Below are 19,412 nucleotides of genomic sequence, written 5' to 3' on the forward strand. Positions count from 1 at the left end.
CCCGCCATGGGCGCAAAGAATGGCGTTGGCAAACCCTGTCCGCCATGTTCTGATCTTCCCATTCACCCAGAGAGGACTCCCGATGAGCGACATCCTACACCAGGCCGATCAGCAGCAGTTTGTCTGCACCGTGGACGGCAAGCTCTCCCGCCTTGCCTATCGCCGGCTGGACGCCACCACGGTGGACGCCTACAGCACCCAGGTTCCCCCCGAGCTGCGCGGACAGGGGATTGCCGACAGGCTGGCCCGCCGCTTCTACGACTGGGCCCTCTCTGAGGGGCTCACCATAGTGCCGAGCTGCAGCTACATCGACGTCTGGTTGCGCCGCAATGCCGGTTGAAGCCGCGGCGCTGCAGGAGGCACACCTGCGAGCCTGCACCGAGGCCCTGCTGCGAGCTGATCACCCGCGCATGGATTGCCTCCGGGCTGCGCGGGAGCTGGCTCTGCCCGACTGGGCCCTGGGGGCGGGGTTTGTGCGCAACCTCATCTGGGATCACCTCCATCACAAGGCCGAGCCCACCCCGCTCAACGACATCGATCTTATCTATCTGGACAGCGCTGATCCGACTGGATTGAAGGAGGCCGATCACGAAGCCTGGCTCGCCGCCAGGATGCCGGGCCAGCAGTGGGAGGTGCGCAACCAGGCCCGCATGCATCTGCGCCAGCAGGTGCCTCCTTTTGCCAGCTCGCTCTCGGCCCTCAGCCACTGGGTGGAGATACCCACCTGCATCGGGGTCCGCCTGCTGGCAGATGATGCGTTCGAGTGGCTGGCCCCCTACGGCTTTGCCCCCAACTGGTCCCTGGTGGTGAGCCCCAATCCGCGCTGTCGCCAGGAGAGCCGTATCTTTAGCGAACGAGTCAGGGCCAAGGAGTGGCAACGCATCTGGCCTGACCTTGTGGTGAACTGGCCATGAGCGGATTGCAAAGGGTCGACAACCTTGGGCACACTAAGAAAAAGATGTTTGTAACTCAATGGGTTAAATAATGCGCGACTTCTTCTCTCTCGAGCGCTGGCTGCCGGGGCTCGCCGCCTTGCTGCAATACCAGCGGGCCTGGCTGATGCCGGATCTTCGCGCTGGCCTCTCGGTCGCGGCCGTGGCCCTGCCCGTGGCCATCGCCTATTCGGAGCTCGCCGGGGTGGGCGCCATCGTCGGCCTCTACTCCTGCATCCTGCCCATGGTGGTGTATGCCCTCTTTGGCACCTCCCGTCAGCTCATCGTCGGTCCGGATGCCGCCACCTGCGCGGTGATCGCCGCCGTGGTAACGCCGCTCGCCGCCGGGGATCCCACCCGTCACTGGCAACTGGTGATGACCATGACCGCCATGACCGGCTTCTGGTGCCTCATCGCCAGCCGCTTCAAGCTGGGGGTGCTGGCAGACTTTCTCTCCCGCCCCATCCTGATGGGGCTGCTCAACGGGGTGGCCATCACCATCATGGTGGGCCAGCTCTCCAAGATCTTCGGCTTCACCTTCAGCGAGCGCTACCTGATAGAGCGGATCCTGAACGGCACCAGCTACATTACCCAGACCCATCTGCCCACCCTGGCCATGAGCCTGACGGCCCTGCTCACCCTGCTGCTGGCCAAGCGCTACAGACCGGCCTGGCCCTCCTCCATGGTGGCCATGGTGGTGACGGCGGCCCTGGTGTGGCTGTTCAATCTCGGCCGCGTCGACATCGCCACCCTGGGGACCATCGGCTCGGGGCTGCCCGCCTTCCAGATGCCGGACTTTCCCCCCGGGCTTATCCGTGAGCTGGTGCTGCCCGCCCTCAACCTCGCCATGGTGAGCTTCGTCTCCATGATGCTCACCGCCCGCAGCTTCGCCGCCAAGAATGGCTACGAGATTGATGCGGACAAGGAGTTTAGGGCGCTGGGCATGGCGAACCTGGCCGCCGCCGCCTCCCAGGGGTTTGCCATCAGCGGGGCGGATTCGCGTACCGCAGTCAACGACGCCAACGGCGGCAAGAGCCAGCTGGTCTCCATCATCGCCGCCGCCGTCATCGCCCTGGTCACCTTCTACCTGACGGCGCCGCTGCAATACATTCCCACCGCCGCCCTCGGCGTGGTGCTGGTGATGGCCTCCCTGTCGCTGACGGATTTTCGCGGCCTCTGGGCTCTGCGCGACTCGGACCGCGCCGCCTTCTGGCTCGCCCTGGTGACCTTTGTCAGCGTGCTCACCATGGGGGTCATTCCGGGCATCACCCTCGCGGTCCTGCTGGGGCTGTTCCAGTTCCTGCGCAACGTGATGCGCCCCACCGACCAGCTGCTCGGCATGGACGACGAGGGCGTGGTGCGCACCCTGGGGGACAACGAGCAGGCCAAGGCGATTCCCGGCATCCTGGTCTACCGCTTCAACTCCCCGCTCACCTACTTCAACGCCCCCTACTTCAAACGGCGGGTGCTGGCACTGCTGGTGCAGGATCCCCACAATCCCAGGTGCCTGGTGGTGGATGCGGTGGCCTGCTTCACCCATCAGGACATCAGCGTGATGAGCATGGTGGGAGAGCTGCACAAGGAGCTCAAGCGGCGCGGCATCCACATGGTGATGGCCGGTCGACACGGCCAGATGAGCCAGTGGTTCAAACAGGCGGGGATCCGGGTCGGCGAGGATGGCATCATCCTCTGCCCCGACATGTACCAGGCCCTGCGCATGACCCGCTGCTACCGGGAGCCGGTGTTCCGGGACGACGAGGGGGTGGAGAGCACCACGGATGCCCTGCTCACCCGCTGGCCGCACGATGACGACCTGCCCGACTCGGCGCGCCTCACCCGCCCCAGCGAGCAGGAGGCCGGCGCCACGCCGGTCTGAGAGACATCCCCTGGTCGCAGGTCCCCTCCTCCTGCGACCAGGATTGCACCCCGCCCCCGCTTGGTGTTAAATGCCCCTCCAGTTGGCCCTGACGAGGGCCATCGCCAGCACCTGGATATCCCATGCAGACTCAATCCCACGCGGGCCCGGGCTCCCTCTTCGCCCTGACCTGGCCACTGTTCATCGATCTGGCCCTTCACTTTCTGACCGGGGCCCTCAACACCTTCATGGTGGGCCACGTCTCCTATCAGGGGGTGGCGGCCCTCGCGGTGGGCAACCAGGTCTTCGATCTCGCCATCACCCTGTTCAGCTTCGTCAGCATCGGCACCAGCGTGGTGATCACCCAGTATCTGGGGGCGGGAGACAAGGAAAAAGCCCGCGTCGTCATCCACACCGCCATCGGCTTCAACCTGCTGGTGGGACTGGTGGCCGCGGTCGGCGTCATGGTGGGGGCCGGCACCATGCTGGCGCTGATGAACCTGCCTGCCCACCTGATGAGCGACGGCAGCCTCTACCTGCAGATCATCGGGCTTTGCCTGCTGCCGGAGGCGGCGGCCCTCTGCCTGGCCGCCACCCTGCGTGCCCACGGCCACACCCGCCAGGCCATGTACGTGACCCTCATCGTCAACCTCATCACCTTCGTCGGCAACCTGCTGCTGCTCTATGGCTGGTTCGGCCTGCCCCAGCTCGGGGTCGCCGGGGTCGCCATCAGCACGGTGGCGGGGCGCATCGTCGGGGTGGGGCTGCTGGTATGGCTGGTGGCGCGCAAGACCGGCATCCGGCTGCGTCTGCCCGAGATCGTCCGCCCAAGCCGCGCCATGCTGGACAAGGTGCTGCACATCGGTCTGCCGGCGGCGGGGGAGAACCTCTCCTGGATGCTGCAGTTCATGGTGGTGACCGCCTTCGTCGGCCTGCTTGGCGACAAGGCGCTGGCGACCCAGTCCTACTTCTTCCAGATCTGCCTGTTCATCCTGTTGTTCGGCCTCTCCATCGGCCTTGGCAACGAGATCATCATCGGCCACCTGGCGGGGGCCCGACGCTTCGATCAGGCCTATCGCCAACTGATGAAGAGCCTGAAACTCGGCCTCATCGTCACCGCCGCCATCGCCATCGCCGCCGCCCTCAACGGCCGCGCCATCATCAGCCTGTTCACCGACGACGCCGACATCATCACCCAGGTGGCGCAGCTCTTCCTCATCAGCCTCATCCTCGAACCCGGTCGCACCTTCAATCTGGTGGTGATCAACGCCCTGCGCGCCACCGGGGATGCCCGTTTCCCGCTCTACATGGCGCTCGTCTCCATGTGGGGCATTGCCGTTCCCCTGGCCTATTTCCTTGGTATCATGCAGGGCTATGGCCTGGTAGGCATCTGGCTGGCCCTCGCCTGCGACGAGTGGGTGCGCGGTCTGGCCATGTTCTGGCGCTGGCGCAGTCGTCGCTGGCAAAACAAAATTCTTGTCGAAACATAAGCGGAATCACCATGAAGAAAATCGGACTCTTGTTGACGGCCATCCTGCTCAGCCCGCTCGCCATGGCGCAAACCGCCCCGGCGACCCCCAAGGCGCAGGCTCCCCAGACCTGGTATGTGGCCCCCATCGTCATCGACGAGACCAGCGAAGCCCAGAAGGCCCTGACCAAGGAGTTCACGGCCCAGATGATCAAGACCATCAAGATCAACGAGTACCAGACCGGCAAGGCGGTGGGCAAGACCAAATCGCCCAAGTGGCTGATCCGCACCAAGCTGATGCCCGCAAGCCAAGAGCCTCTGGTCGGCAAGAAGCACCCGCAGGGCCTCACCTATGGCAAGGGCATCCCCACCCAGGAGATCGTCGGCGAGCTCATCATGAACGGCACCCTGGTGGCCCACATCGGTCAGGGCTGGCGCGAACCCATCGTGCCGGGCACACCGGTGGCGGAGAAGATCTCCATCGCCAACTACCAGTACGCCATCGGCAACGAGGCCAAGGCGCCGGATCTGGAAGAGCTGGCGGCGCAGATCGGTTTCGAGGCAGGCAAGGTGATTGCCAGAGACGGCAAGCCCCTGCCCGAGAAGAAAAAGAAAAAAGAGTAAACGGCTCACCCGTTTCCAGTCAGGGGCCTCGCGCCCCTTTCTGTTGCCCGCCCCGTTGCAGACCCCCTCTCCCGAATGTGAAGCGGATCCCGCTTCTTTCCTCTGCGGTCCCTGGGTCAGCAGGCAATCATCTTGTAATTCAAACAGTTAAAAATCGCCCTTCCCATGCAGCAAATCCGTGGCCCCGAATTGGATCGGGATCACGTTTCTCCCCGGCAGTAAGGGGTACTTTGGTCTTGCAGGCACAATCAAACGACAACAAGGAGGCTTCATTACATGTTTCCGGAGTACAGAGATCTCATCTCGAAACTGAAGAGCAGTGATGTCCATTTCCAGAAGAAGTTTGACTTGCACAACGACCTGGATGCGGAGATCAGAAAGCTGGAGAAACACCACGCCAGCGACTACAGCTCCGAGGTGAAGGATCTGAAAAAACAGAAACTTAAACTGAAAGAGGAGATATACGACATCCTCAAACAACATCCACACTAGACGCCTCGACGAATACCTGGATAAGCAACTTATCCTGCCAGCCCGGCCCGACGCCGGGCTTTTTGTTGACCGCCCCAAGGCGCGGCAACGGCCACTTCCCTTGGCACCGGAAAACGAAGCGGGCCAATGGCCCGCTTTGTCATACCTGTTTCACCCCATCCTTACACCGGCGGATGGAAATGGCTGGCCTCGCGGGTGGCCATCTCCTCGTAGGTGGCCCACTTCTGCCACGCCACTTGTTGCGCCACCTGCATCAGCCGCAGTGCCTCCTGTGGATGGCTCTGGGCCAGCACCCTATAACGGGTCTCCTGCTGTCGGTATTCGGCAAGGGGGATGGAGGGACGCAGGCTGTCGAGGCTGAAGGGGTTCTGCCCGGCGCTGCGCAGTACCGGGTTGTAGCGCATCAGCGGCCAGTGGCCCGAATCGACCGCACGCTTCTGTTGGGCCAATCCCTGCTCCATGTCGATGCCGTGGGCGATGCAGTGGCTGTAGGCGATGATCAGCGACGGGCCCGGATAGGCCTCCGCTTCCCGCAAGGCCTGCAGCGCCTGCTGCGGGTTGGCACCAAAGGCGATGCGGGCAACATAGACGTTGCCGTAGGAGATGGCTTGCAGCGCCACATCCTTCTTGGCCAGCGTCTTGCCTCCCGCCGCGAACTTGGCGACAGCGCCTAGCGGGGTCGATTTCGACATCTGACCGCCGGTGTTGGAGTAGACCTCGGTATCCATCACCAGCACGTTCACATCGCGGCCGGAGGCGAGCACGTGATCGAGCCCCGCCGAGCCGATGTCATAGGCCCAGCCATCGCCGCCCACTATCCAGACCGAGCGGCGCACCAGCTGATCAATCAAGGAGAGCAGCTCGCGAGCCTTGCCGGATTTCACCTCTTCCAGCCGCTCCCGCACTTGCGCGACCCGGGTACGCTGGGCGCGGATCTCCGACTCCAGCCGCTGCGGGGCGCTGATCAGCGACTCGACTAGCTCTGCGCCCAGCTCCCCCTTCATCGCCTGCAAGGCTGCCACCGCCTGACCGTGGTGCTGATCGGCGGTGAGACGAAAACCAAAGCCAAACTCGGCGTTGTCCTCGAACAGGGAGTTCGACCAGGCCGGCCCCTTCCCTTCACCGTTCTTGGCCCAGGGCGTGGTCGGCAGGTTGCCGCCATAGATGGAGGAGCAACCGGTGGCGTTGGCCACCAACATGCGGTCGCCAAACAGCTGGGTCAGCAGCTTGAGATAGGGGGTCTCGCCACAGCCGGCGCAAGCGCCGGAGAACTCGAACAGGGGTTCGAGGAACTGGGTACCGCGCACGGTGGAAAAATCCACCCGCTCGCGAGCAGGCCAGGGCAGGCTCTCGAACCAGCGCAGCGCCTGTTTCTGACCAGCCAGATGGGGGGCCTTGTCCATCATGGCGATGGCGCGCTCGCCCTCGTGTTCCTCATCAGCCCCGGCCCGCACCGGACAAGCCTGCACGCACTGGCCACAACCGGTGCAATCTTCCGGATAGAGCTGCAAGGTGTAGCGGCTGTCGGGGAAACCCTTGGCGGTGACAGGCACCGACTGCGCCGCCTCGGGGGCGCTCGCCAGCCAGTCCTGATGGTAGAACTTGGCCCGCAGCGCCGCGTGGGGGCAAACAAAGACGCAGTTGCCGCACTGGATGCAGATATCGGAGTGCCAGATCGGGATCTCGCGGGCGATATCCCGCTTCTCGAAGCGGCTGGTGGCAGTGGGGTAAGTGCCATCCACCGGCAGCATGGAGACAGGGATCAGATCGCCGCGCCCCGCCAGCATCTCGCCGGTCACTCGCTGGACAAACTCGCTGCCACCCGGTGCCAGCGGCAGCGGATAGTCGCTGATCTGCTCCTCACCGGCCGGGATGGCCACCTGATGGAGATGGGCCAGGGTGTCGTCCACCGCCGCGAAGTTGCGCTCGACCACCTCGGGCCCCTTGCGGGCATAGCTCTTCTCGATGCTCTCCTTGATCAGCGCAATCGCCTCATCCCGCGGCAAGATGCCGGCCAGCGCGAAGAAGCAGGTCTGCATAATCGTGTTGATGCGGTTGCCCATGCCGTTGCGCTCGGCCACCCGATCGCCGTCGATGCAGTAGAGGCGGATATCGAGGGCGCGGATGCGGGCACGCAGCCGCTCGGGCAGCTGGCCCCACACCTTGTCCGCCTCATAGGGAGCATTGAGCAGCAGGGTTGCCCCTTCCGCGGCGTGCTCCAGCAGATCGACCGACAGGGCGAAGCCCCACTGGTGGCAGCCGATAAAGCTCGCCTGCTCGATAAGCCAGGGGGCATCGATGGGCTCGGGGCCAAAGCGCAGGTGGGAGACGGTGCGCGAGCCCGACTTCTTGGAGTCGTAGACGAAGTAACCCTGGGCGTGGAACCTCTCCAGCTCACCGATGATCTTGATGCTGTTCTTGTTGGCGCCCACCGTGCCGTCGGCACCGAGGCCGAAGAAGAGCGCCCGTACCCGACTGGCGGGCTCCAGATCGCCGATGGGGTGCCATGCCAGACTGAGGCCCGACACATCGTCCACAATCCCCACGGTAAAGCGGGGGCGCGGCGCATCGGAGGCCAGCTCCTCGAACACCGCCGCGCACATGGCGGGGGTGAACTCTTTGGAAGAGAGGCCATAGCGGCCACCGCTCAGCCACGGCAGCCGCTTGATAAGGCCGCGCTGCAGCCCATCGATCAGCGCGCTCTGCACATCCAGCAGCAGCGGCTCGCCACCGGCCCCCGGCTCCTTGGTGCGATCCAGCACCGCCATGCGCCGCACGCTGGCGGGTAGCGCATCAAGCAGCGCCTGTACCGGGAAGGGGCGATAGAGGCGAATGACCAGCACCCCGGTCTTGCGATCCTGCCGGTTGAGCCAATCCACAGTGGTGCGGGCGGTGGCGGCCCCCGAGCCCATCAGCACGATGACATCGGTGGCATCGGGCGCGCCGTGGTACTCCACCAACTGGTAGTGGCGGCCAGTCAGCTCACCGAGGCTCTCCATGCACTGCTGCACCCGGGCCGGCACCGCCTCGTAGAAGGGGTTGACGCTCTCGCGGGACTGGAAATAGGTATCCGGGTTCTGGGCGGTGCCGCGCATCACCGGATGATCCGGGTTGAGCGCCCGCGCGCGGTGGGCGCGTACCCAGTCGTTGTCGATAAGGGCACGAATTTCATCCCGATGCAGCGCGGTGATTTTGTTCACCTCGTGGGAGGTACGGAACCCGTCGAAGAAGTGGATAAAGGGCACCCGGCACTGCAAGGTGACGCTGTGGGCGACCAGGGCCAGGTCCTGCGCCTCCTGCACCGAGCCGGAGGCGAGCATGGCAAAGCCGGTGCTGCGCGCCGCCATCACGTCCTGATGGTCGCCAAAGATCGACAGCCCCTGCGCCGCCAGCGAACGGGCCGCCACATGGAACACCACCGAGGTCAGTTCACCGGCGATCTTGTACATGTTGGGCAGCATCAGCATCAGCCCCTGGCTGGCGGTGAAGGTGGTCGCGAGCGCCCCCGCCTGCAGGGCGCCGTGTACCGTGCCGGCCGCCCCCCCTTCACTCTGCATCTCCACGACTGTGGGGATGTTGCCCCACAGGTTGGTCTGCCCCTGTGCCGCCCAGGCATCGGCCAGTTCGGCCATGGTCGAGCTCGGGGTGATGGGGTAGATGGCACACACTTCGCTCAGCTGGTACGCCACCCGGGCCGCGGCTTCGTTGCCGTCAACCATGATCAGTTCATGTTTCATTGGGACTCCTCCGGTTGGCGAAGCTCGATGGCGTGGCAGGGGCACTGGTCATGACAGGCACCGCAGCCGGTGCAGAGTTCGGCATCCACCTGATACCCCAGACCCGGCCCCAGCTTGGCGATGGCCTGCTCGGGGCAGCTGCCGTAGCAGCCGTCGCACTCAAAGCAGTTGCCGCAGGAGTAGCAGCGCGCCGCCTCGTAGCGGGCGGCCGTCTCGTCCAGCCCGCCGATGATCTCGCCAAAGTCGTCCCGCGCCGAGGGCGGTTTGACCGGCTGACTGCTGGCCGGGGCGTGGGTCTGGAACCAGAGCTGCAACTGCTCCGGCCCCACCAATGAATAGGAAAGCGGTTTGTGGTAGAGGCGACCGCGCAGCCAGGCATCCATGTGGCGCGCCGCCTTCTTGCCGTGGCCGGTGGCAATGGTGACGGTGCGCTCGGAGGGCACCATGTCGCCACCGGCAAAGAGGCCCGGCACATCCGTCATCAGGTTCTCGCCAACCTGTACTACTCCCTCCTTGTTGACCCGCACGCCGGGGATGCTCTCCAGCACCGAGAGGTCGACCTCCTGACCCAGCGCCAGAATAAGGGAGTCCGCTTCGAGGGTTTCAAACTTGCCGGTGGGTACCGGCTTGCCCTCGGCATCCAGCGCCATCACCTCCACTTCGATATTGGTGTTGTCGAGCTGGCGGATGGTGCGCAGCCAGTTGATCTTGATCCCCTCCTCCTCGGCCTCATCGGCCTCGAAGGTGTGGGCCGGCATATGGTCGCGATCGCGGCGGTAGATGATCATCGCCTCTTCAACACCCAAACGGCGGGCGGTGCGAGCCGCGTCCATGGCGGTGTTGCCGCCGCCGTAGATGGCTACCCGCCGCCCCAGTTTGGGTGGCGGCAACCCCTGTTCTTCGGCAAGACTGGCCTGCTCGAGGAAACTCACCGCATCGAGGATCTTACCCGCTTCCCGGGCCGGAATGTCGACCCGCTTGGCCAGATGGGCGCCGATGGCCATGAAGACGGCGTCAAAGCCCCCCTCGTCGCGCGCTTTGAGCACGTCTTCCACCTTGTGGTTGAGGGTCAGCGTCACCCCGGCCGCCACGATGCGGGCCACCTCCCTGTCCAGCATCTCGCGAGGCAGGCGGTAGGCGGGAATGCCGAAACGCAGCATGCCGCCCGCCAGCGGCCCCGCTTCGCGGATCTCCACCTGATGGCCGAGCCGGTTGAGGTGCCAGGCGCAGGAGAGGCCGGAGGGACCGGCACCGATCACCAGCACCTTCTTGCCGCTGGCGGGTGCGGGGGGCGCAGGCTGCCAGCCCCGGGCCAGCGCCTCGTCGCCGAGGAAGCGTTCGATGGCGTGGATGGAGACGGACTCATCCACCTGGGCACGGTTGCAGGCCGTTTCGCAGGGGTGATAACAGACCCGCCCGTGGACCGCAGGCAGGGGATTTTCTTCGATGAGTCGTTGCCAGGCCGCCTCAAAGCGGCCTGCTTCGGCCAGTGCAAGCCAGGCCTGGATGTTCTCGCCAGCCGGGCAGGCATGGTTGCAAGGTGGCAGGGCCGGCTGCCAGACGGGTAGCCGGGTACGCACCGGGCCTGTTCCCGTTTTCTGGGAGAGATCCGGCTGTGGGGTCATATCCAGTTGTTTGCTCATACATTGCTTTCTTCTTTTTGTGTGACAGGCCCCATCCGAATGCGCTTGATACCGTGTTGCCTGGGCAGACGGTGGCCGGAGAGGGAAGAAGCGAAAGCGTCAGAAACTGGAAGCTGGCCCGATGATGGGCCGTTTTTTGTACGACATGGTGGATCAGGATCAATAAATGTTGCGCTTTATGGGTCGCCCCCTTCACAACCGGATCCCCGTCACACCCCGCAGCCATTCGGGCCTGTCGCCCGAGCCCCCTCGCCGCCCTCGACGTGGGCAGCAGGAGAAGATTGCCGCCCGGGGCAGGAATCGTTATCTTCCCCTCTTCACAGGAATCGCCACAGCACAAGGACCAGGACATGCCGACCCTCGCCAGCATACATCTCTACCCCATCAAATCGACGGCAGGCATGCCGCTGGAGCGCGCCCGGGTGACCCAGGAGGGACTTGCCGGGGATCGCCGCTACATGGTGGTCAAACCGGATGGCACCTTTATCACCGCCCGCACCCATCCCCAGTTGCAGCAGGTGGTGGCCACCCCCGTCGAGGGGGGGCTGCAACTGCGCTATCCGGGTCTGCCCCCCCTTGCCCTCATGGAGGCGGCGTTCAGTCGCGCCCCTCAGCACACCGGAGTCTGGGGGGATCGCTTTACCGCCCTGCACACCGGGCCCGACGCCGATGAGTGGCTGAGCCGGGTGGCGAGGGAGCCGGTGCGCCTGCTCTGGCTCGGGGAGGCATCCGATCGTTTTCGGGAGAAGACCGGCACCCGGGTGAGCTTTGCGGACGGCTACCCCTTGCTGCTCATCAGCCAGGCTTCCCTTGAGGATCTCAACCTGAGATCCGATGCCTTGCACCAGATGAGCCAGTTTCGTACCAACCTGGTGGCGAGCGGCACCCGCCCCTTCGAAGAAGATGGCTGGAAGCGGATCCGCATCGGCGAGGTGGAGTTTCGGGTGGACAAGCCGTGCAGTCGCTGCATCATGACCACAGTGGAGGCAGGCACGGAGCGCTTCAATGCCCTGAAAGAGCCGCTGGCCACCCTCACCCGCTACCGCCGTGGCGAAGATGGTGAGGTCTATTTCGGCCAGAATCTGGTGGCCCTGAACGAGGGGTGGATTGAGGCGGGCAGCGAGATCGAGGTGCTGGAGCGGGCCCGGGCGCCGGTCTACCCCAACGCGGCCCCGAAAAAGCGGGAGCTGGTGTGCGTCGCCCGAGAACCCCTGGCCCGGGATCTGGAAACCTTCTGGTTCGAGGCCGCCGACGGCGAGCCCCTGCCCGACTACCTGCCTGGCCAGCACCTGCCCATCAGCCTCGATATCAAAAACACACGGGTTCAACGCCGCTACACCCTGAGCTCCACGCCGGAGCGGCCCGAGCGTTACAGCATCAGCGTCAAGAAGCTGGCCGATGGCCGCCTCTCCCCCTGGCTGCACCATGAGCTGAAAGTGGGCGATCACCTGCTGGCAGCCCCCCCGGCCGGCGAGTTTCACTTAGGAGCCGAGCGCAGGCTGCTGCTGCTCTCGGCGGGATCCGGTGTCACCCCCATGCTCTCCATCGCCCGCACTCTGGCACTACGGGGGGAGCTCGGTGACGTCCACTTCATGCACCTGTGTCGCAGCGAGGCAGACATTCCTGCCGCCAGCGAGTTGCACGCCATGGCGCAGCAGGGAATGACCCTCACCCTGATCCTGAGCCAGCCTGACAAACACTGGCAGGGGCTCAGCGGCCGTCTGAATGACGATCACCTGGGCCGGATCCGGGGTTTGCAGGAGCGGGAGGTGTTCATCTGCGGCCCCCACGGCTTCATGGCCGATGCAGCCAACCGGCTGACCGCCCTCGGCGTACCGGCCGGGCGCATCCGCCAGGAGAGCTTTGGCGGGGCCCTGCTCTCGGTGGCCCGTCCCCATCAGGCGGTGCAACTGCGTATCGGCGAGCGGGAGTTTGCGGGCAACAACCAGGGCACCGTGCTGGATCAGGCCAACAAGCAGGGGGTAGAGCTGCCCTGGAGCTGCCGTGCCGGCATCTGCGGCAGTTGCAAGCAGACCCTGGTCTCGGGCGAGGTGGATCACCCCGATGCCCCCGCCATCAGCGCCGCCGAGCGTGCCGAGGGCAAGATCCTCACCTGCTGCGCCGTGCCCCTGACGGATCTGGTGATCAAATAGGGTGATCGGGGGGCAAAACCCCGTCCCCGGAATGCAAAACGGCTGCCCGAGGGCAGCCGTTTTCTTTAGATGACTGGCTATCAGCCACGCAGGGCGGCGATGCGCTGCTCGATGGGCGGGTGGCTCATGAACAGCTCGCTCATGGAGCGCTTGCCGTTGATGCCGAACGCCATCATGGAACCCTCCATCTGCGGCTCGGCACCGCGGGCGAGACGCTGGAGCGCGGCGATCATCTTGTCGCGGCCGGCCAGCTTGGCGGCACCGGCGTCGGCACGGAACTCGCGCTGACGGCTGAACCACATGACGATGATGGAGGCGAGCACGCCGAACACCATCTCCAGCACGAACACGGTGATCATGTAGGCGAAACCGCCGGTGCTGCTGCTCTCTTCCTCGTTGTTGGAGCTGAAGAAGTTGCTGATGACGCCGGCCACGATGCGGGCGAAGAACATCACGAAGGTGTTCACCACCCCCTGGATCAGGGTCAGGGTCACCATGTCGCCGTTGGCCACGTGGCTCACCTCGTGGGCCAGCACGGCTTCCGCCTCGTCGCGGCTCATGCTGTAGAGCAGACCGGAGGAGACGGCGACGAGGGAGTCGTCACGGCGGGCGCCGGTGGCAAAGGCGTTCATCTCGGGGGAGTCGTAGATCCCCACTTCCGGCATCTTGATGCCAGCCTCACGGGCCTGACGGGCAACAGTGCTCACCAGCCAGTGCTCGGTCTCGTTGCGGGGCTGCTCGATGACCTGGACGCCATAGCTGCGCTTGGCCATCCACTTGGACATCAGCAAGGAGATAAAGGAACCCCCAAAACCGAACACGGCGCAGAACACCAACAGACCGGAAATGCTGGACTTGTTGATCCCCAGAACCGAGAACAGGATATTGAGTACCACCCCCAGCACCAGCATGACGGCCAGGTTGGTCACCAGGAATAGCATAATTCGCTTCATATTGACTCCTTGTGAGATATGGATGCATGGTTCGGGGCGCCCCAGGGGCGACCGATGCCACACTTGCCCCAGATAATAGACAGACTCGATGAATGTTTGCTGAATGTCTGGCCTCAGAGCAAGGGCGACACATCGAGACAGTGGTGCAAATCCACCTCATTCACCGCGTCCACGAAGGGGAGTTCCCCCAGAAATGGGGCCGGCAACATGGCTTTCAAGGTGTCCAGGTTCTCCTCGTAGCGGCTCATGTGCGGATCCACCCGGTTGATGACCCAGCCCGCCAGGGTCAACCCCTGCTGGCGAATGGCGCTGACGGTGAGCAGGGCATGGTTGAGGCAGCCCAGCCTGGCCCCCACCACCAGGATCACCGGCAGCCGCTCCTGGGCGACCCACTCCGAGAGCAGACGCTGATGATCCAGCGGCAGGAACCAGCCCCCCGCCCCTTCGACAATGACGAGATCGGCCCCAGCGCCCTCAATCTCCCGCAAGCCGGCGGACAGCCCCTCGAAGGGGATGCTCGCCCCCCGCTCACGGGCGGCGATATGGGGGGCGATGGGCGGCTCGAAGGCATAGGGATTGACCTGCTCGTAGGGCAGCGCAACCGTGGCCGCCTGCTGCAACAGCAAGGCATCCAGATTGCGAAGCCCCTCCGGGGTGCGGGTGCAGCCCGCCGACACCGGTTTGTACCCGGCGCAGCGAATGCCTCTGGCGGCAAGCGCCAGCAACAGGGTGCGGGCCACCAGGGTTTTGCCCACGTCGGTGTCCGTGCCCGTGATGAAATAGGATGTCCCCATGATGATTCCTCGATGCAGTGCAGGGGCGCAGAGGCGCCCCGATATCCATGGTGAAAGGCAGGCACGCGTCCTGCCGCTGAAGGGGTGGGTGCGCCGGGTCTTTTTGTGTCAGCGCCGCACCAGGCGCCCGAGGCAGACCTCGTAGCTGGCGGCCAGCAGGCCGTCCGGTTGACGGTGGCGCTCGTAGGCCTCCCCCAGTCGCACCAGGCGCTGGCGATGGCCCAGGCCCGCAGACCGCTCGTCGTTGACCTGGCTCGCACCTATCCCCTTGAGGTCGCGCAGCAGTCCGCTGAGCGCCGGGTAGGCGAGGGACCAGGTCAGCGGGCAGAGTGCCGGGGCCTCGAAGCCCCCGTCACGGGCCGCCTGCTGCAACTGGGGCAACGTCAGGAAGCGATTGACATGGTCACGACCATCCACGGCCCGCCAGGCCTCCCGCAGTTGCCACAGTGACCCCGAAAGCAGGGTCGAGAAGAAGACCTGGCCACCGGGTTTGAGCACCCGGTTGAGCTCGGCAAAGGCCTGGGCCGGCCTCTCACACCACTGCAGGGCCAGGCTGGAGAAAACCCAGTCCAGGCTCTGGTCGGCAAAGGGCAGCCCCTCCGCGTCGCCGCACACCAGGCGGGCTCCGCTGCCGCGAAGGGCCGCCTGGGCCAGCATGCCGGGTGCGAGATCCAGCCCGGTCAGCGTCTCGCAGCGCGGCGCCAGGGCAGGCAGGAAGAAACCGGTGCCGCAGCCCAGATCCAGCCCGGCCCCTGAGCGCACCTCTTTCACGCCCCCCTCGTCCATGCGCGCCAGCAGCGACTGCCCCACCTCCTGCTGGAAGCGGGCGTGGGCGTCGTAGTGGCGGGCCGCCGCCCCGAAGCGGCGGGCGAGCTGTGCCTTGTCCACCGACTGGAAACGCTCATGTACCATGGGCGCCCCCTCTCTCGTCAGTGGATGGGCGGGGCCCCAGGGCCTCGAGCAGGCGATCCACGTCATCTTCGCCATGGGCGGCGCACAGGGTGATGCGAAGGCGCGCCGTGCCGACCGGCACCGTGGGCGGGCGGATGGCGCCAGCCCAGACACCGCACTCCCGCAGCCGCTCGGCCAGTTGCAGGGCAGCGACGCTCTCCCCCACCAGCAGCGGCTGGATGGGGGTATCGCTTGCCCCAAGCCGCCAGCCGAGCGCCTGCGCCCCCTGCCGGAACCGGGCGACAAGGCGAGCCAGATGGGCACGGGCCTCGTCGGCTACGCGTACCAGCTCGATGCTCTGGCGCACGGCGCACGCCTGGGCGGGGGGCATATGGGTGCTGTAGACATAGTGGCGGGCAAAATTGACCAGGTACTCCACCAGCTCGCGACTGCCGCCCACAAAGGCGCCGGCCACCCCGAGCGCCTTGCCGAAGGTCCCCATCTGGATGTGCACGCCGGCCGGGTTCACCCCCTGGGCCGCCAGGGTGCCGCGCCCCTCGGCACCCAGTACGCCGAGGCCGTGGGCATCGTCAATCATCAGCCAGTTGCCGCTTCGGGATGCGAGTGTGGCCAGCTCAGTCCAGGGGGCCTGATCCCCGTCCATGCTGAAGACCCCTTCCGAGACGATCAGGCCCCGGTTTGGCTCAAGCAGCCGCTCAAGGGCCGCCATGTCGTTGTGGCAAAAGCGCTTCATCTTGCAGGGGAGCTGGCTCCCCATCTCCTGCAGGGAGGCGTGGTTGAGCCTGTCCTGCCACAGCAGGTGATCCTTGCCGAGCAGGGCCTTGAGCACCGCCTGATTGGCGGAGAAGCCACAGTTGAACAGCAGCACCGCCTCCACGCCGAGCCAGTCGGCAAGCGTCTCTTCCAGCTGCTGGTGAGCGCGGCTGTAGCCGGTCACCAGGGGCGAGGCACCTGCCCCCGCGCCATATTGCGCCACCCCCGCCGTGAAGGCGGCCTTGATGGCGGGGTGACCCGCAAGGCCCAGGTAGTCGTTGCCAGAGACGTTGAGGTAATCACGCCCCCCGACCCGGATCCGCCCACCGCTCGCCACATCCACCGGGGTGCGTCGGCGCAGCAGGGTGGCCTGTTCACGCTCGGCCAGCGCCTCCCCCAGGGCAAAGGGGCCGGTAACAACGGACGTCATCATGGACGGAGGACATCTGCGCGGGAACGGGTGGCATCGTAGAAGAGTTCGCTCGGCTCGCTCTGGCGGTTCACCTCGGCCAGCAGCTCCTCCTCTTGAACCTGATCCGGCTTCTGGGCCCGCTCGGCGGGGCGGATGCCGAGGCGCTTGAAGAGCTGCATGTCGCTGTTCTCGTCCGGATTGGGGGTGGTCAGCAGCTTGCAGCCGTAGAAGATGGAGTTGGCCCCGGCCATAAAGCACATGGCCTGCATCTGCTCGTTCATCTTCTCCCGCCCGGCGGAGAGGCGCACGTGGGAGGCCGGCATCATGATGCGCGCCACGGCGATGGTGCGGATAAACTCGAACGGGTCCAGGTTCTCCTGGTTCTCCAGGGGCGTCCCCTTCACCTTGACCAGCATGTTGATGGGCACGCTCTCCGGGTGGCGCGGCAGATTGGCGAGCGCCATCAGGAGGCCCGCCCGATCTTTCGCCTGCTCCCCCATGCCGACGATGCCGCCGGAGCAGACCTTCATGCCGGCACCGCGCACATGCTCCAGGGTGTCGAGCCTGTCCTGATAGGTGCGGGTGGTGATGATGTCGCCGTAGAACTCCGGCGAGGTGTCGAGGTTGTGGTTGTAGTAATCGAGCCCAGCAGCCCCGAGACGCGCCGCCTGATCGGCGGTCAGCATCCCCAGCGTCATGCAGGTCTCCATGCCGAGCCCGCGCACCTCTTCAATCATGCGCAGGATGTAGGGCATGTCCTTCTCTTTCGGGTTGCGCCAGGCCGCCCCCATGCAGAAGCGGGACGAGCCGTTGGCCTTGGCCTCCCGGGCCCGCTCCAGCACTTTTTCCACCTCCATCAGCCGCTCGGTCTCGAGCCCGGTGTGGTAGCGAGCGCTCTGGGGACAATATTTGCAATCTTCCGGGCAGGCCCCGGTCTTGATGGAGAGCAGGGTGCTTACCTGCACCTCGTTCGGGTCGAAATGGGCGCGGTGCACCGTCTGGGCCTGGAACAGCAGATCGTTGAATGGCAGGGCAAAGAGATCCTGAACCTCGGACAGGGTCCAGTCGTGACGAAGGGCGTGGGCACCCGCGGTGAGAGCATTCATACATGGCTTCCGGTTGTTATTGGTGGGATCCTGCGCCGCGCTCAAGAGAGCGTTCGCCGCAAGACCCGCCAGCTGGACAGCGCGATGCCAGGGCGTTCGCGAAGCCAAGTGGCTGAAATTGTTGGCTAGTGTAGAGAGCACGCGTAGACTGTCAACACCGACCAGATCAAATCAATTGACAATAGAACATAAAATGACCAATCAAGAATTCGACCTGCACCACGTCTGGCACCCCTATACCTCCCTCACCCATCCCCTGCCCTGCTATGAAGTGGCCAGCGCCAAAGGGGTAACCCTCACCCTGACGGACGGGCGCGAGCTGGTGGATGGCATGAGCTCCTGGTGGGCCTGCGTTCACGGCTATCAGGTGCTGGAACTGGACGCGGCCGCCACCGCCCAGCTCGGCAAGATGTCCCACGTGATGTTTGGCGGCCTGACCCATGCCCCGGCGGTCGAGCTCTGCCGCAAACTGGTGGAAATCACCCCGAAGGGGCTGGATCGGGTCTTTCTGGCGGATTCCGGCTCGGTGGCGGTGGAGGTGGCCCTCAAGATGGCCCAGCAGTACTGGCATGCCAAAGGGACGCCCCGCGCCAAATTCGTTGCCCTTCGGGGCGGCTATCACGGCGACACCTTCGGCGCCATGAGCGTGTGCGACCCGGATGGCGGCATGCACGAGCTCTACCAGGGCTTCCTGCCCGAACACCATTTCGTCGAAGCGCCAAGCTGCCGCTTCCACGCCCAGTGGGACGAGCAGAGCGTGGTGGAGCTGGCCACCCTGGTGGCGGATCATCACGAGGAAATTGCCGCCATCGTGCTCGAACCCATCGTCCAGGGGGCGGGCGGCATGCGCTTCTACCACCCCCGCTACCTGCAGTGGGTGCGCGCCCTGTGCGACGAGTTCGGCGTGCTGCTCATAGCAGATGAAATCGCCACCGGCTTTGGCCGCACCGGCCAGCTCTTTGCCTGCGACTGGGCGGGGATCAGCCCCGACATCATGTGTCTGGGCAAGGCGCTCACCGGTGGCTATCTGACGCTGTCGGCCACGCTCACGACCGAGCATGTGGCTCGTACCGTGTGTGACGGCAAAGCAGGCGTCTTCATGCACGGCCCTACCTTCATGGGCAACCCGCTCGCCTGCGCGGTGGCCAACGCCTCCATCGAGTTGCTGCTCGCCTCCCCGTGGCAGGCGCGGGTGCAAGCCATCGAACACCAACTCAAAACCGAACTGGTGGAGCTGACCCTGCACCCGGCGGTGGCGGATGTGCGGGTGCTCGGCGCCATCGGGGTGGTGGAGATGAAGGAGCGGGTGGACGTGGCGCGCATCCAGCGCAAGTTCGTGGAGCTGGGCGCCTGGATCCGTCCCTTTGGCAAGCTCATCTACCTGATGCCCCCCTTCGTCATCACCCCTGAAGAGCTGCGGGTATTGACCGGCGCCATCCACGAGGCCATCACCATCGGCGAATATTGAGTCCGGATGAACGGGCCCTGCATGAGAACGCAGGGCCTTTTGGCGCTTTTTCATCAGAATGTGAGCAAGACACCAAAACCCGTCCGGCGAGGAGAGTAGACTGCGCGGGT

General features: G+C 65.1%; 15 protein-coding genes. 8 read left to right on the top strand and 7 right to left on the bottom strand.

Annotation, left to right across the window (positions count from 1 at the left end; translation table 11 throughout):
• Positions 1-82 precede the first annotated feature (82 nt).
• The 6 genes from AB5Y68_RS12630 (at position 83) to AB5Y68_RS12655 (ending at position 5,371) form a co-directional block, all read left to right on the top strand.
• On the top strand, positions 83-340 hold the full coding sequence (locus AB5Y68_RS12630; protein ID WP_039039855.1) for a GNAT family N-acetyltransferase: 258 nt from the start codon (positions 83-85) through the stop codon (positions 338-340).
• Entirely contained in the window at positions 330-914 is a 585-nt protein-coding gene (locus AB5Y68_RS12635; protein ID WP_039039856.1) for a nucleotidyltransferase family protein, read from the top strand. Before AB5Y68_RS12630 ends, AB5Y68_RS12635 begins: the two co-directional genes overlap by 11 nt.
• A gap of 70 nt (positions 915-984) precedes the next feature.
• Positions 985-2,808 (top strand): SulP family inorganic anion transporter, encoded by a 1,824-nt coding sequence (locus AB5Y68_RS12640; protein WP_039039857.1) that lies wholly within the window; start codon positions 985-987, stop codon positions 2,806-2,808.
• Between the two features lie 122 nt (positions 2,809-2,930).
• Complete coding sequence (locus AB5Y68_RS12645; protein WP_039039858.1) at positions 2,931-4,277, top strand: MATE family efflux transporter; 1,347 nt, start codon at positions 2,931-2,933, stop codon at positions 4,275-4,277.
• A gap of 11 nt (positions 4,278-4,288) precedes the next feature.
• Positions 4,289-4,879, top strand: coding sequence for a hypothetical protein (locus tag AB5Y68_RS12650; RefSeq protein WP_039039859.1), 591 nt, complete (start codon positions 4,289-4,291; stop codon positions 4,877-4,879).
• A 276-nt stretch (positions 4,880-5,155) separates the two neighbouring features.
• Positions 5,156-5,371: a YdcH family protein gene (locus AB5Y68_RS12655; RefSeq protein ID WP_005313020.1), complete on the top strand. Its 216-nt coding sequence runs from the start codon at positions 5,156-5,158 to the stop codon at positions 5,369-5,371.
• 161 nt (positions 5,372-5,532) lie between these two features.
• On the opposite strand, the gene nifJ is transcribed toward AB5Y68_RS12655, so the two are convergent.
• Positions 5,533-9,108: a pyruvate:ferredoxin (flavodoxin) oxidoreductase gene (gene nifJ, locus AB5Y68_RS12660; RefSeq protein ID WP_368207218.1), complete on the bottom strand. Its 3,576-nt coding sequence runs from the start codon at positions 9,106-9,108 to the stop codon at positions 5,533-5,535.
• Positions 9,105-10,751, bottom strand: coding sequence for an NAD(P)-binding protein (locus AB5Y68_RS12665; RefSeq protein ID WP_039039861.1), 1,647 nt, complete (start codon positions 10,749-10,751; stop codon positions 9,105-9,107). Before AB5Y68_RS12665 ends, nifJ begins: the two co-directional genes overlap by 4 nt.
• Before the next feature lie 350 nt (positions 10,752-11,101).
• On the opposite strand from AB5Y68_RS12665, the gene AB5Y68_RS12670 reads away from it, so the two are divergent.
• The gene (locus AB5Y68_RS12670) at positions 11,102-12,904 is read left to right on the top strand and encodes an MOSC N-terminal beta barrel domain-containing protein (RefSeq protein WP_039039862.1); all 1,803 of its coding nucleotides are present in this window, start codon (positions 11,102-11,104) and stop codon (positions 12,902-12,904) included.
• Between the two features lie 80 nt (positions 12,905-12,984).
• On the opposite strand, the gene htpX is transcribed toward AB5Y68_RS12670, so the two are convergent.
• The 5 genes from htpX to bioB form a co-directional block, all read right to left on the bottom strand.
• The gene (gene htpX / locus AB5Y68_RS12675; protein WP_010674070.1) at positions 12,985-13,857 is read right to left on the bottom strand and encodes a protease HtpX; all 873 of its coding nucleotides are present in this window, start codon (positions 13,855-13,857) and stop codon (positions 12,985-12,987) included.
• A gap of 113 nt (positions 13,858-13,970) precedes the next feature.
• Positions 13,971-14,651 carry a dethiobiotin synthase gene (gene bioD, locus AB5Y68_RS12680; protein WP_041215555.1) on the bottom strand — a complete coding sequence of 227 codons (681 nt, stop codon included), beginning with the start codon at positions 14,649-14,651 and terminating at the stop codon, positions 13,971-13,973.
• A 108-nt stretch (positions 14,652-14,759) separates the two neighbouring features.
• A complete protein-coding gene (bioC, locus tag AB5Y68_RS12685) occupies positions 14,760-15,563 on the bottom strand; it encodes a malonyl-ACP O-methyltransferase BioC (protein ID WP_041212694.1) in 804 nt (267 codons plus the stop codon).
• The gene (bioF, locus tag AB5Y68_RS12690; protein WP_368207221.1) at positions 15,553-16,749 is read right to left on the bottom strand and encodes an 8-amino-7-oxononanoate synthase; all 1,197 of its coding nucleotides are present in this window, start codon (positions 16,747-16,749) and stop codon (positions 15,553-15,555) included. Before bioF ends, bioC begins: the two co-directional genes overlap by 11 nt.
• The gene (gene bioB, locus AB5Y68_RS12695) at positions 16,746-17,834 is read right to left on the bottom strand and encodes a biotin synthase BioB (protein WP_368207223.1); all 1,089 of its coding nucleotides are present in this window, start codon (positions 17,832-17,834) and stop codon (positions 16,746-16,748) included. Before bioB ends, bioF begins: the two co-directional genes overlap by 4 nt.
• Before the next feature lie 193 nt (positions 17,835-18,027).
• Between bioB and bioA the strand changes: the two genes are divergently transcribed.
• The gene (gene bioA, locus AB5Y68_RS12700; protein ID WP_368207225.1) at positions 18,028-19,302 is read left to right on the top strand and encodes an adenosylmethionine--8-amino-7-oxononanoate transaminase; all 1,275 of its coding nucleotides are present in this window, start codon (positions 18,028-18,030) and stop codon (positions 19,300-19,302) included.
• Positions 19,303-19,412 lie beyond the last annotated feature (110 nt).

Source organism: Aeromonas sp. R6-1, from assembly GCF_040908165.1.
GTDB lineage: Bacteria > Pseudomonadota > Gammaproteobacteria > Enterobacterales > Aeromonadaceae > Aeromonas > Aeromonas caviae.